Genomic DNA, 13,375 nt, shown 5'->3' on the forward strand with positions numbered 1-13,375 from the left:
CTAACTGTAAAATAGTTCGTCAATGGTGATGTCTGGCTTAATTTCCGCGACAATGGTCTTGAGTGCTCTTTTTTCCTTGTCATTAAATGGAGTCTTGCCTGTTTCTTTGTTGTTGTATGACTGCAAAGAAATATCTAGCTTGTCCGCCATAGCTTGCTGGGTTAGCCCTAACATGACACGGTAGCCTTTGAGTTTGCTCATGCCGTTCTCCTTTCTTTGAAAAATCCCCCTCCATAGATTGAAAGTGTGAAAGGTCGTGGAGGGTGTATGCGCAATTTTATTGTGCTTGATTTGAATAATACACAATAATTCTATTCTTGTTAACTATTTTTTGATAAAATACACAAAAAAAGTGTACTTTTTTCAAATTATGGTATATAATCGCTTTTGAAAGGTCGTGAAATTATGAATAGATTGAAAGAATTAAGGCAAGAAAAAAAGCTATCTCAGAAAGAGTTAGCTAAAAAAATTGGTGTGCATTATAGAACTTTACAAAATTGGGAAAACGGAGAGAGCCAAATCAAACCAGACAAAGCCCAGGCACTTGCTGACTATTTTGGGGTAAGTGTTGGGTATCTGTTGGGGTATGAAACAAACCCTAAAAAATATGACGATGAACTTGTTCTCACAAATCCTCGAACTAGCAGAATATTTACTCACTCATACAAACAGGAAAAAGAAAAAGTAAAAGATGCGTTCGGTAACTTTGTATTAGAAAATTCACTTTTACTAACTGACCAACAGATTCAAGCATTTTCTTCCATGATTGCTGACTTACATATAGGGGCTGACTACAAATATTTTGGTCAATCAATACAAAAAGATGGACTATTTGAGCCTGTCGCTGACCTTGACGGCGTGCTAGAACAAATGAAAAAAGATGGCTACAATTCCATTTTTCCCGAAGACTAACCCACGCACCTAGGAGCCTCCCAGGCACGTTCAAACACTCCTCTGGTATATTTACCCTGCAAGGAAATTCTTCAACATTGAAGAATTCGGAACTGCATAGCGATGTGGTAGAGGGCTGTGTTTCCCAAATGTGACAACGTTGTCACATTTGGAAATTCTTTAGCTACTTTCATCGTTCGACTAGGTAAAAGTATCTAACTCAGGGGCGTTCTGGTGGGCTGTGGGGAGTGAAAAAAGTTACGATTTGTTACGAGTGAAAAAAGTCCTCATTTGTCCGCATTAAAAATGTTAGCTTTTGTTAATAGCTGAAAAAAGTAAGGTTTTGTAAGGTTGTATATTTTAGCAATTTGTCAGCGCGTGATACTATCATCGTCCAAGGAAGTAAAATACTGTATAATGCCAGTCTATTTTGATACTATCCTACGTTTCTCGCATTCTAGGGCAGTAAAACGCAACATAATGCCGTTAAACCATTTGACAACTGAATAAAGGGGTGCTATACTTGGGGTAAGATGATGAAAGGATTTCACTTTGACAAGTAAGTCCAAACAAAAAGCCCCCAACGGTCCGAACGTTGAGGGTTTTTATTTTGCCCCGAAAGGCTTTACTTGTTGCGGTTGTTTAGCCAATACTCAAACAATGCTGTTAGAATACCAACCAACAAAGGCAAAAGAAACGTGATGATGATGGTTTCATTTGACAAGTAAATCACCTTCCTTCAATAAAATCCGGGGGCTTGTCTATCATATCAGAATATTATCCACCCTGTCAAACGCTCCAAAACGCCCATATTCGCATTTTAATCTTGACCGATATATATATATTTTACCCTACTAAGCCAAAATAAACGAAAATAGAGCTATTCTCGTGGCTTTACGCATGATATAAAACCTTTACGGCTTGCCTGCTGATGATAGAAAGGGAATATCATGAAAATAACTGAGGTAAAAAAGAAAGATGGTAGCATTGTCTACCGTGCCAGTGTTTACCTAGGAGTAGATGCCATCACTGGTAAGAAAGTCAAGACTAATATCACGGGCAGGACCAAGAAGGAGGTTAAAAACAAAACTCAGCAAGCTATTGCAACTTTTAAAACAGACGGGGCAACACGCTACCAAAGTGCCACCACAACCAGTTGTAAAGAGTTGGCAGAATTGTGGTGGAATAGCTATAAGCACACAGTAAAGCCAAATACCCGTGGGAATGTCAAAGCACTGTTAAATAGGCACGTCATTCCACTATTCGGAGCCTATAAGCTCGATAAACTGACGACCCCACTCCTCCAAAGTATCGTCATCAAATTAGCAGACAAAACAAATACAGGGGAAGCTGGTGCCTATCTGCACTATGACAAAATCCACGCGCTGAACAAACGTATATTGCAATACGGTGTTGTTATGCAAGTTCTGCCATACAATCCAGCTCGGGAAGTCATATTGCCCAGGAACGCAAAAAAAGCCACTAGGCAGAAAGTTAAGCACTTCAACGATAAGCAACTTAAGCAGTTTCTTGACTACTTGGACGGCTTGGACCTATCTAGGTACAGAAACCTCTACGAAGTGACTTTATACAAGTTTCTATTAGCCACTGGTTGCCGTATCAATGAGGTGCTGGCACTGCACTGGTCAGATATTGACTTGAACAACGCCACGGTCAGCATCACAAAAACACTAAACCGCTACGGATCAATCAATTCCCCCAAGTCAAACGCCAGCATACGTGATATAAACATCGACGGGCAGACGGTAGCCATGTTGAAAGAGTACAGACGGCGACAGATACAAGAGGCTTGGACCCTCGGACGTTCTGAAACGGTAGTATTTTCCGACTTTATCCATGACTATCCTGAGGATAAGACCCTAGGGAACAGGTTGACCACACGCCTGAGGAATATCGGACTGCCTAACATCGGCTTTCACGGTTTCCGCCACACGCACGCTAGTTTGCTGCTTAACTCCGGAATACCCTATAAGGAACTCCAGCATCGCCTTGGTCATTCCAGAATATCAATGACCATGGACATCTATAGCCACCTTTCAAAAGAGAGGGCAAAAGATGCTGTTACATTTTATGAAAAAGCTCTCGGGAATCTTTGAGGGTGTACAAAAAGGTGAACAAATTCAGTTTACAGGACTTTACAGGACTGTAAAAGTCCTTGATACGACTGGGTTTTCAGCACATAAAATCAGAAACATACCATTTTGTGATATAATATTCTGTAACGAGGTGACTTATGGAATTTAAATTATTTGATGACTACATCACATTACAAGCATTATTAAAAACGACTGGTATTCTCCATTCAGGAGGGGCCATTAAAGGATTTTTAGAAGAAAATACCATTCTTTTCAATGGAGAGGATGAAAAAAGACGCGGTAAAAAAATCCGTGTCGGAGATGTTATCACACTCCCAGACCACAACACCAGCATCACAATCGTCGTACCTAGTGCAGAAGAAATACAGCAACACCAAGAAGATCAAACTGAAAAAGAACGTGTGGCTGCAATCGTTAAAAAGTTAAATCAAGAAAATAAAAAGAATAAGAAACAGGTAAAAACTCCTAAAAAAGCAACTAAAAAGACTGAAAGAAAACCTGTTCGTTTCCCTGGTATGTAGACATGTGGCTAGAACGATTAGAGTTACAACATTTTCGCAATTACAACCAATTAGATATTGAGTTCCACAAAGGGCTCAATGTCTTTTTAGGCGAAAACGCCCAAGGAAAAACCAATATTCTAGAATCTATCTATGCTTTAGCTTTAACACGAAGTCATCGAACACGGACAGATAAGGACCTACTACAGTTTCAAGAAAAGGAATTATCTATTTCGGGTTTACTCCATCGCGCAAGCGGTAAAGTTCCACTTGACATTCACTTGACAGATAAGGGGCGAGTGACCAAGGTCAACCATCTCAAACAAGCAAAACTTTCTAATTACATTGGACATATGAACGTCGTCCTATTTGCTCCAGAAGATTTACAGCTGATAAAAGGTGCCCCTGCTTTGAGAAGAAAGTTCATCGATGTCGAGCTCGGGCAAATCAAACCACTCTATCTCTCTGACCTATCGAATTATAACCACGTTTTAAAACAAAGAAATACTTACCTCAAATCTACAGATAAGATTGATGAGAACTTCCTATCTGTGTTAGATCAGCAACTTGCTGAATATGGTAGTCGTGTTATCCAACATCGTATTGACTTTCTAAAGAAATTAGAGGAATTCGGAAATAGAAAAGTTCAAGATATTTCAGATAAGAGAGAGGAACTAACTATCGAATATCAATCCTCAATTAAGTTTACTAATTCTGTCAATTTAATTGACATATTCTTGACGGAATTGGAAAGGTGTCGCAAACGTGATTTATTTAAGAAAAATACAGGAGTTGGACCACATCGAGATGATGTAGCTTTCTTTATAAATGGAATGAATGCCCATTATGGTAGTCAAGGACAACACCGCAGTCTCGTTCTGTCACTCAAACTGGCTGAAATCGAGCTGATGAAAGAAGTCACACGAGAGTACCCAATTCTACTCTTAGATGATGTTATGAGTGAGCTGGATAATAATCGTCAAATCAAGCTACTAGAAACTATTACAGATACGATTCAAACATTTATTACAACGACCTCTTTAGACCATTTACATAAGCTACCTGATAGTTTAAAAATCTTCCATATTGAGTCTGGTAAGGTTACTGAGTCAGAATAAGATTGTTTACACTATTGTCAATAAAATTTACAAAAAAGTAAAGACCCTGTCAAGAGGGTCTTGTTTTTGTTTACTGTACTGAATAGTTTGGAGCTTCGTTTGTAATTTGAACATCGTGTGGATGGCTTTCTTTCAAACCAGCACCTGACATTTCGATGAACTGAGCATTTTCATGCAATTCATTCAAGTTACCAGCACCTACATAACCCATACCTGAGCGAAGTCCACCAACCATTTGGAAAATCATATCTGCAACAGAACCTTTATAGGCTACACGTCCTTCAATTCCTTCTGGAACAAGTTTATTGGCTTCATTTACAGATGCTTGGAAGTAACGGTCTTTTGAACCTTGTTTCATGGCAGCGATAGAGCCCATACCACGATAGGTCTTGAACTTACGACCTTGGAAGATTTCTGTCTCACCTGGTGCTTCATCCGTTCCTGCAAACATAGAACCAAGCATAACGGCATGACCACCCGCAGCAAGTGCCTTGACAATATCTCCAGAATACTTGATACCACCGTCAGCGATAATGGTTTTACCATATTCACGCGCAACACCAGCTGCATCATAGATAGCTGTCACTTGTGGTACACCAACACCTGCAATGACACGTGTTGTACAGATTGAACCTGGGCCAATACCGACCTTGACAACATCAACACCAGCTTCATAAAGAGCACGAGCTCCTTCAGCTGTGGCAATGTTGCCGGCAATCAAGGTACGAGTTGGGAAGTGATCACGGATTTCTTTGATCTTACGAAGAACACCTGCTGAGTGACCATGAGCTGTATCGATGACAATCGCGTCTGCACCCGCTTCAAAAAGGGCTTCTGCACGTTCAAAAGTATCTGATGTGACACCAACAGCACCCGCAACCAAAAGACGACCAAATTCATCCTTCGCAGCATTTGGGAACTCAATGACTTTCTCAATGTCTTTGATAGTAATCAAGCCTGACAAACGACCATTTTCATCAACCAATGGCAATTTTTCAATACGATGCTTGTGAAGAATAGCCTCCGCAGTCGCAAGGTCTGTTCCAACTGGCGCTGTTACCAAAGCATCGCTTGTCATGTTGGTCGAAATTGGCTGTGAATAGTCGGAAATGAAACGCATATCGCGGTTGGTAATAATACCAACCAATTTACGATTTTCCAATGTTTCAACGATTGGCACACCTGAAATACGATAAGTTGCCATTAATTTCTCAGCCTCAGCAATGGTGTGTTCTGGTGTTAGGAAAAATGGATCGATAATGACACCATTTTCAGAACGTTTTACCTTACGCACCTCATCTGCCTGCTCCGCGATAGACATATTCTTATGGATGACACCCAAACCACCTGCACGTGCCATAGCGATAGCCATTTTGCTATCTGTTACAGTGTCCATGGCAGCAGAAATAATCGGAAGATTAAGGGTCAAATTTGGTGCTAATTGTGTTTTTAAATCAATATCATGTGGTAAAACATGACTTTCAGCCGGAATAAGTAATACATCATCAAAAGTAAAGCCTTTTTTCAAAAATTTAGTGTCCCAGTTTGACATTTTCTTCCTCTTTTCTTATTTATGTGTAGCTTGATTGCTATTTGTATTTTAATTATGATAACATTTTGAAATCATTTGTCAATCATTATTCGCTTTAATATTGTCAATCCTAAAAATTCAGAAAATTCTATTCAGTTTTATCTATAAAAATCGAACGTTTGTTTTTTGCTGTGTCGTAAAACAAATGAAAAAAGCAACATTTTTTCAACATTGCTCTTTTATTGTTAACCTTATTTAAAATAGTTAATTCCCATAGCTGACTTCACTTGATCAAGAGTTGTCGCAGCAACTTGGCGAGCTTTTTGGCTACCTGCTTCCAACATTGCATAGACCTGTCCCATATCCTGTGCAAACTCCAGACGGCGTTCACGGATTGGTCCTAATTCTCTCTCTAAAATGTCCAGCAAATAGCGTTTAGTCTTCACATCGCCCAAACCACCACGTTGATAGTGCTCCTTCATAGCCTCAATCTCAGCCTTATCTTCTTCGCGCCCAAAAACGTCAAGATAGTGGAAAACCATGTTTCCTTCAATCTTACCTGGATCTTCAACACGGATGTGGTTGGGATCAGTGTACATGGACATGACTTTCTTTTTGAGTGTATCCATGTCATCTGCCAGATAAATACCATTTCCAAGTGACTTAGACATCTTGGCATTGCCGTCCAAACCTGGCAAGCGACCGGCTGCCTCATTTTCAGGATAAATGCCTTCTGGCTCTACCAAAACATCAGTTTGGTAAGCATGATTAAAACTACGAACAAGTTCACGAGTCTGCTCAATCATAGGTTTCTGGTCATTTCCAACAGGGACAAAATTTGCCTTGAAAGCTGTGATGTCCGCCGCTTGTGATACAGGATAAACCAAAAAGCCAGCTGGAATTCCTTCGCCAAAACCTTTTTGAGCAATTTCTGTTTTAACTGTTGGGTTACGCTCTAAACGCGCAACAGATACCAAGTTCATGTAGTACATGGTTAACTCTGCCAATTCAGGGATTTGACTCTGAATGAAAATCGTTGTCTTAGCTGGATCAAGTCCTGCCGCTAGATAATCTAGCGCTACGTTTCCAACGGATTCAACAATCTTTTCCGGTTCCTTTGCATGGTCTGTCAAAGCCTGTTGATCAGCTAAAAAGACAAAAAGTTCATGTTGACCTGCATCCTGTAATAAAACACGATTTTTCAACGAACCAACATAATGTCCAATATGTAATTTGCCTGTTGGACGGTCTCCTGTTAGGATAATCGGTTTACTCATAAATTATTCTCCTTTTACATAATAAAAGCCCACGCACAGAAAACTGTGCGAGGGCGTCAAGGACACGGTGCCACCTCACTTATAAGCATTAAATAAGCTTATATCTTTTCGCACATAAGGCCTGCTAGCCGAATCCTTATTTGTTCAGATTCTATTCACTCAGTCCATTCATAAGCGACTCTTGTTTGTTTCCACCAACCACAAACTCTCTAAAAATTATCCACTTACTACTCTTCTGATTGATTCCTATTATAACCGCAAAAAATTAGAAAGTCAAGCTGACAAAGCCTTGACGATACTGTCTAAATTAGGGATAATAGAAATTGCTTTTATAACACTAACCAAGGAGAATATATGAAAGAACGTATAAAGGACTTTATCTCTGTCACACTCGGATCAGTTGTCATGGCCATTGGATTTAACAGTTTTTTTCTAGAGAATAATATCGTATCTGGTGGGGTCGGAGGTTTAGCAATCGCACTCAATGCTCTTCTGGGGTGGAGTCCGTCTGACTTTGTCCTCTACTGTAACATCCCTTTATTAATTATCTGTTGGTTTTTCTTAGGAAAATCTGTATTTATTAAAACTGTCTATGGTGCTGTCATTTATCCTCTTTGCATCAAGTTGACAGCAGGTTTACCCAACTTGACAGAAAATCCTCTCCTAGCTGCTATTTTCGGTGGAATTATCCTAGGTTTTGGACTTGGTCTTGTTTTCCTTGGAAATTCTTCTACTGGTGGGACAGGTATTCTTATTCAATTTATTCACAAGTACACCCCTTTATCATTAGGTCTGACAATGGCTATTATTGATGGTATTATCGTTGGTCTTGGATTTATTGCCTTCGATACTGATACTGTTATGTACTCGATTATTGCCCTAATGACCATTACTTATATTGTCAACCGCATGATGTCTGGTACACAATCTTCTCGAAATGTCATGATTATTTCTCAAAAATCAGAAGAAATTAAAGACTATATTACTAAAGTTGCTGATCGCGGTGTTACAGAATTTCCAATTATCGGTGGCTTTACAGGGGTTGACAAGCGCATGTTGATGACTACCATCTCTATTCCAGAAATGCAGAAACTGGAGACAGCGGTATTAGAAATTGATGAAACTGCCTTTATGGTTGTTATGCCTGCGAGTCAGGTGCGTGGACGTGGCTTCAGTCTTCAAAAAGACCATAAACATTATGATGAAGATATTTTGATTCCAATGTAATTCATTGAAAATTCAAGTTCTTTCTAGTACAATAAAACTAATAGACAGAAATAGAGGAGAAACTATGCTTACAGTATCAGACGTGTCGCTTCGCTTTAGCGACCGCAAATTATTTGACGATGTCAATATCAAATTTACAGCAGGAAATACCTACGGTTTGATTGGTGCAAACGGGGCTGGTAAATCTACATTTTTAAAAATTCTTGCTGGTGACATCGAGCCATCAACAGGTCATATTTCACTTGGACCAGACGAGCGCCTTTCTGTACTACGTCAGAACCATTTCGACTATGAAGATGAGCGCGTGATTGACGTTGTTATCATGGGGAACGAGCAACTTTACAGCATCATGAAAGAAAAAGATGCTATTTACATGAAGGAAGATTTTTCTGATGAAGATGGTGTTCGTGCTGCTGAATTAGAAGGTGAGTTTGCTGAACTTGGTGGCTGGGAAGCTGAAAGTGAAGCTTCTCAATTGCTCCAAAACCTCAACATTTCAGAAGACCTCCACTACCAAAACATGAGCGAATTGACCAACGGTGAGAAGGTTAAGGTCCTCTTGGCTAAGGCCCTCTTTGGTAAGCCTGATGTTCTTCTTTTGGACGAGCCAACCAACGGTCTCGATATCCAATCTATCAACTGGCTCGAAGATTTCTTGATTGACTTTGAAAATACGGTTATCGTCGTGTCCCACGACCGCCACTTCTTAAACAAAGTATGTACCCATATGGCCGACCTTGACTTCGGTAAAATCAAGATTTTCGTCGGTAACTACGATTTCTGGAAACAATCCAGTGAACTAGCAGCTAAACTACAAGCTGACCGTAATGCCAAAGCAGAAGAAAAAATCAAGGAATTACAAGAATTCGTTGCCCGTTTCTCTGCTAATGCCTCTAAGTCTAAGCAAGCTACTTCACGCAAGAAGATGCTGGATAAAATCGAGTTGGAGGAAATTATTCCTTCTAGCCGTAAGTATCCATTTATCAACTTCAAATCAGAACGTGAAATCGGTAATGACCTCTTAACAGTTGAAAACTTAAAAGTTGTCATCGATGGTGAAACGATTCTTGACAATATCAGCTTTATCCTGCGTCCAGGTGACAAGACTGCTCTTATTGGTCAAAACGACATCCAAACAACTGCTCTCATTCGTGCTCTTATGGGCGATATTGAATATGAAGGTACTGTCAAGTGGGGTGTCACTACTAGTCAATCCTACTTACCAAAAGACAATACTCGTGACTTCGATACAAACGAATCTATCCTTGATTGGCTCCGTCAATTTGCCAGCAAGGAAGAAGATGACAATACCTTCTTGCGCGGTTTCTTGGGACGTATGCTCTTCTCGGGTGATGAGGTTAACAAACCTGTAAACGTCTTGTCAGGGGGCGAAAAAGTGCGCGTGATGTTGTCAAAACTCATGCTCCTCAAGTCAAATGTCTTGGTCTTAGACGATCCAACCAACCACTTGGACTTGGAATCAATTTCCAGTCTAAACGATGGTTTGAAAGCTTTTAAAGAGTCTATCATCTTTGCCAGCCACGACCACGAATTTATTCAAACTTTAGCAAACCATATCATCGTCATTTCTAAAAACGGTGTTATCGACCGAATCGACGAAACTTATGATGAATTCTTGGAAAATGCTGAAGTACAAGCAAAAGTACAAGAACTTTGGAAAGCATAATAAAAAGGCGATTTATTCGCCTTTTCTTTTAAATCTATGAAAAAAATATTTACAAAAACATCCATTTATTATATCTTATCTTTCCTTATTCCGCTGACTATTATTTCTATCGTCTTAGCATTTCAAGGAATCTGGTGGGGAAGTGATACAACAATATTGGCCAGTGATGGCTTCCACCAGTATGTTATTTTTAATCAAACATTACGAAATACTTTACACGGAGACGGCTCTTTATTTTACACATTTTCAAGTGGTTTAGGACTCAATTTTTATGCTCTATCCTCCTATTACCTAGGTTCATTCCTATCTCCAATTATCTTTTTCTTTGATTTACAATCCATGCCTGACGCTATCTATCTTGTCACTATTGTCAAATTTGGATTGACTGGGTTGTCAACTTATGTCAGCCTAAAGGGTATCCATAAAAATTTGAAAGAAGAATGGGCACTATTACTCGCTACTAGTTTTTCTCTGATGAGTTTTAGTACAAGTCAATTAGAAATAAACAACTGGCTAGACGTTTTTATACTCCTCCCACTCGTTCTTCTTGGATTGCATCGATTATTAAAAAAACAGGGGCCGATTCTCTACTACATAACATTAACATGCTTGTTTATCCAAAACTATTACTTCGGTTATATGGTGGCTATTTTTCTAACATTATGGACATTGGTTCAATTATCATGGATAAATAGTCAGAGAATCAAAAGATTTATCAACTTTACAATAGTGTCAATTTTATCTGCTCTAAGCAGCATGTTCATGTTGTTACCAACCTACTTGGATTTAAAAACTCATGGTGAAACATTTACAAAAATTGTCAACCTAAAAACCGAAGACTCTTGGTATCTGGACTTCTTTGCAAAAAACTTAGTTGGTAGCTTTGATACAACAAAATTCGGTTCTATTCCCATGATCTCTGTTGGTCTCGTTCCACTAATACTCGCTTTATTATTCTTTACATTAAAAGAAATAAAACCAACTGTCAAACTCTCCTATTCTCTATTCTTTACATTCATTATTTCAAGTTTCTACCTACAACCACTCAATCTTTTTTGGCAAGGTATGCATGCGCCAAATATGTTCCTCTATCGTTATGCATGGGCTCTATCAATAACCGTTATCTATTTAGCAGCAGAGACATTGGTACGACTACGTCAAGTAAGTATTAAAAATTTTACTCTGATTGTTTCATTTTTACTCATTTGCTTTGCTTCTACCTTTATTTTTAGAGATCATTATGAGTTTCTAATGGATGTAAATTTCCTACTCACACTAGAATTTCTAATAGCCTACTTCATTCTTTTTGTAGCAATGATTCGCTATAAATCATCCTTAAAATGGACTAATATTGTTTTATTGTTCTTCACTTTCTTAGAACTTGGATTACATAGTCATTATCAGGTTCAGGGGATTTCTGATGAATGGCATTTCCCTAGCCGATCAAACTATGAAGAAAAATTGACAGATATTGACAGTATTGTAAAGTCTACAAAGACTACAACTGATTCATTTTATCGTATAGAACGTCTATTACCACAAACTGGCAATGATAGCATGAAATTCAATTACAACGGTATTTCTCAATTCTCCTCCATTCGAAATCGTGCTTCCAGCTCAGTACTAGATAAGCTCGGTTTCCGTTCAGACGGTACCAATTTGAATCTTCGTTATCAGAATAATACAATTATTGCTGATAGCCTATTCGGAATCAAATATAATTTAGCTACTACGGACCCAAATAAGTTTGGTTTCACACTGAATCAGAGTCAGTCTACTATTAATCTTTACGAAAATAGTTTTAATCTAGGGTTAGCACTATTGACTGAAGGGATTTACAGAGATGTCAATTTTACAAATCTGACTCTCGATAATCAAACAAATTTTCTTAATCAACTAACCGGGCTATCTCAAAAATACTACCACACTTTATCAGATGTTGTTTCACAAAATACAGTTGAACTGAACAATCGAATGACTGTCAACAAAGTTGACAATGAGGATGCTGCAAAGGCAACTTTCTTAGTAAATATACCTGCAAATAGCCAGGTATACTTAAATTTGCCAAATTTAACATTCTCAAATGAGAATCAAAAAAAGATTGTCATTACTGTCAATAATCAGTCAAGTGAGTTTACACTAGATAATGCTTTCTCTTTCTTCAATGTGGGGAGCTTTACTACAGATGTACAAGTTCAAGTCGATGTATATTTTCCTGAAAATAATCAAGTTTCTTTTGATAAACCACAATTTTATCGATTGGACTTATTAGCTTTCCAACAGGCTATTTCCATTCTCCAAGAAAAACAAGTAGTAACAAAAACTGATGGTAATAAAGTAACCGTTGATTTTGTAACCGATAAAGAAGCCTCGCTCCTCCTTACTTTACCCTATGATAAAGGATGGAATGCAACCATTGATGGTAAACCTATCAAAATCCAAAAAGCGCAAGAGGGTTTTATGAAAGTGGATGTAAGTCCAGGTCAAACTAAACTAGTTTTAACCTTTATACCAAATGGTTTCTATCTAGGTTTACTGATTTCTTTTGGTGCAGTTTTTGTATTTTTCTCCTATCAATTCATTAGATACTATTATTCTAAGAACCGAGAATCCTAAACTTTCTCGGTTTTTTCTTGTAAAAAACAAAAAACCTTGATTTCTCAAGGTCTCCTATGCTTTATCTACTCCGCCAACAGATAATTGTACGTTAAAATAAGTTAAAATAGATAACAAAAATAGCGATAATCAAGGGTTTGTCACTTATCTATGGAGTAATGAAAAGAAGGAATTTGACCAAATTTTGACCACATGAAATTTTATAAAATATTTATGTATTTCCTAAATTATGCAGAATTTTTATAATAATACAGTCTGACCAAGTTTTGACAAAGAAGTATTTCGGAGTAACTAAAAAATTTAAAATTCTATTAACATTCCTAAAAATTGTTAGAATAGCGTAGTCTTTCTGAAATTTTTAGGAATCCAAAAAATCTTCCTACAATATGTAAGAAGATTTTTTAGTTATCT

Annotated in this window: 11 protein-coding genes and 1 other annotated feature; of the genes, 7 read left to right on the forward strand and 4 right to left on the reverse strand. The window is 38.2% G+C overall.

The window, feature by feature from the left end; translation table 11 throughout:
* Positions 1 to 201: a helix-turn-helix transcriptional regulator gene (locus ODU41_RS08930; protein WP_074391302.1), complete on the reverse strand. Its 201-nt coding sequence runs from the start codon at positions 199 to 201 to the stop codon at positions 1 to 3.
* 204 nt (positions 202 to 405) lie between these two features.
* Here ODU41_RS08930 and ODU41_RS08935 point away from each other — a divergent pair, with 204 nt between their 5' ends.
* Positions 406 to 912: a helix-turn-helix domain-containing protein gene (locus ODU41_RS08935; protein ID WP_232051804.1), complete on the forward strand. Its 507-nt coding sequence runs from the start codon at positions 406 to 408 to the stop codon at positions 910 to 912.
* Between the two features lie 604 nt (positions 913 to 1,516).
* Here ODU41_RS08935 and ODU41_RS08940 read toward each other — a convergent pair.
* On the reverse strand, positions 1,517 to 1,624 hold the full coding sequence (locus tag ODU41_RS08940; RefSeq protein ID WP_363316190.1) for a type I toxin-antitoxin system Fst family toxin: 108 nt from the start codon (positions 1,622 to 1,624) through the stop codon (positions 1,517 to 1,519).
* 217 nt (positions 1,625 to 1,841) lie between these two features.
* Between ODU41_RS08940 and ODU41_RS08945 the strand changes: the two genes are divergently transcribed.
* The 3 genes from ODU41_RS08945 (at position 1,842) to recF (ending at position 4,626) form a co-directional block, all read left to right on the forward strand.
* Complete coding sequence (locus tag ODU41_RS08945) at positions 1,842 to 3,008, forward strand: tyrosine-type recombinase/integrase (protein ID WP_398578935.1); 1,167 nt, start codon at positions 1,842 to 1,844, stop codon at positions 3,006 to 3,008.
* 137 nt (positions 3,009 to 3,145) lie between these two features.
* Positions 3,146 to 3,529: a S4 domain-containing protein YaaA gene (yaaA, locus tag ODU41_RS08950; protein ID WP_398578936.1), complete on the forward strand. Its 384-nt coding sequence runs from the start codon at positions 3,146 to 3,148 to the stop codon at positions 3,527 to 3,529.
* A gap of 2 nt (positions 3,530 to 3,531) precedes the next feature.
* The gene (gene recF / locus ODU41_RS08955) at positions 3,532 to 4,626 is read left to right on the forward strand and encodes a DNA replication/repair protein RecF (protein ID WP_074391305.1); all 1,095 of its coding nucleotides are present in this window, start codon (positions 3,532 to 3,534) and stop codon (positions 4,624 to 4,626) included.
* A gap of 70 nt (positions 4,627 to 4,696) precedes the next feature.
* Here the strand turns inward: recF and guaB are convergent, their stop codons facing one another.
* Positions 4,697 to 6,178: an IMP dehydrogenase gene (gene guaB / locus ODU41_RS08960; RefSeq protein ID WP_074391306.1), complete on the reverse strand. Its 1,482-nt coding sequence runs from the start codon at positions 6,176 to 6,178 to the stop codon at positions 4,697 to 4,699.
* 230 nt (positions 6,179 to 6,408) lie between these two features.
* The gene (gene trpS / locus ODU41_RS08965; protein WP_024391640.1) at positions 6,409 to 7,434 is read right to left on the reverse strand and encodes a tryptophan--tRNA ligase; all 1,026 of its coding nucleotides are present in this window, start codon (positions 7,432 to 7,434) and stop codon (positions 6,409 to 6,411) included.
* A gap of 46 nt (positions 7,435 to 7,480) precedes the next feature.
* Positions 7,481 to 7,687, reverse strand: a binding site (T-box leader).
* A 101-nt stretch (positions 7,688 to 7,788) separates the two neighbouring features.
* Between trpS and ODU41_RS08970 the strand changes: the two genes are divergently transcribed.
* From ODU41_RS08970 to ODU41_RS08980, 3 genes are all read left to right on the forward strand, one after another.
* Complete coding sequence (locus tag ODU41_RS08970; RefSeq protein ID WP_024384295.1) at positions 7,789 to 8,661, forward strand: YitT family protein; 873 nt, start codon at positions 7,789 to 7,791, stop codon at positions 8,659 to 8,661.
* Between the two features lie 64 nt (positions 8,662 to 8,725).
* Entirely contained in the window at positions 8,726 to 10,348 is a 1,623-nt protein-coding gene (locus ODU41_RS08975; RefSeq protein ID WP_012775415.1) for an ABC-F family ATP-binding cassette domain-containing protein, read from the forward strand.
* Between the two features lie 36 nt (positions 10,349 to 10,384).
* Positions 10,385 to 12,964 carry a YfhO family protein gene (locus ODU41_RS08980; RefSeq protein ID WP_398578937.1) on the forward strand — a complete coding sequence of 860 codons (2,580 nt, stop codon included), beginning with the start codon at positions 10,385 to 10,387 and terminating at the stop codon, positions 12,962 to 12,964.
* Positions 12,965 to 13,375: the final 411 nt, after the last annotated feature.

Origin of the sequence: Streptococcus sp. 2022WUSS083, from assembly GCF_044427155.1 — a bacterium.
Classification (GTDB): domain Bacteria; phylum Bacillota; class Bacilli; order Lactobacillales; family Streptococcaceae; genus Streptococcus; species Streptococcus hashimotonensis.

Bases quoted from the DNA above. Each gene is read 5' to 3' on its own strand.
- ODU41_RS08930 (WP_074391302.1), bottom strand. From the start codon at position 201: ATGAGCAAACTCAAAGGCTACCGTGTCATGTTAGGGCTAACCCAGCAA.
- ODU41_RS08935 (WP_232051804.1), top strand. From the start codon at position 406: ATGAATAGATTGAAAGAATTAAGGCAAGAAAAAAAGCTATCTCAGAAA.
- ODU41_RS08945 (WP_398578935.1), top strand. From the start codon at position 1,842: ATGAAAATAACTGAGGTAAAAAAGAAAGATGGTAGCATTGTCTACCGT.
- yaaA (WP_398578936.1), top strand. From the start codon at position 3,146: ATGGAATTTAAATTATTTGATGACTACATCACATTACAAGCATTATTA.
- recF (WP_074391305.1), top strand. From the start codon at position 3,532: ATGTGGCTAGAACGATTAGAGTTACAACATTTTCGCAATTACAACCAA.
- guaB (WP_074391306.1), bottom strand. From the start codon at position 6,178: ATGTCAAACTGGGACACTAAATTTTTGAAAAAAGGCTTTACTTTTGAT.
- trpS (WP_024391640.1), bottom strand. From the start codon at position 7,434: ATGAGTAAACCGATTATCCTAACAGGAGACCGTCCAACAGGCAAATTA.
- ODU41_RS08970 (WP_024384295.1), top strand. From the start codon at position 7,789: ATGAAAGAACGTATAAAGGACTTTATCTCTGTCACACTCGGATCAGTT.
- ODU41_RS08975 (WP_012775415.1), top strand. From the start codon at position 8,726: ATGCTTACAGTATCAGACGTGTCGCTTCGCTTTAGCGACCGCAAATTA.
- ODU41_RS08980 (WP_398578937.1), top strand. From the start codon at position 10,385: ATGAAAAAAATATTTACAAAAACATCCATTTATTATATCTTATCTTTC.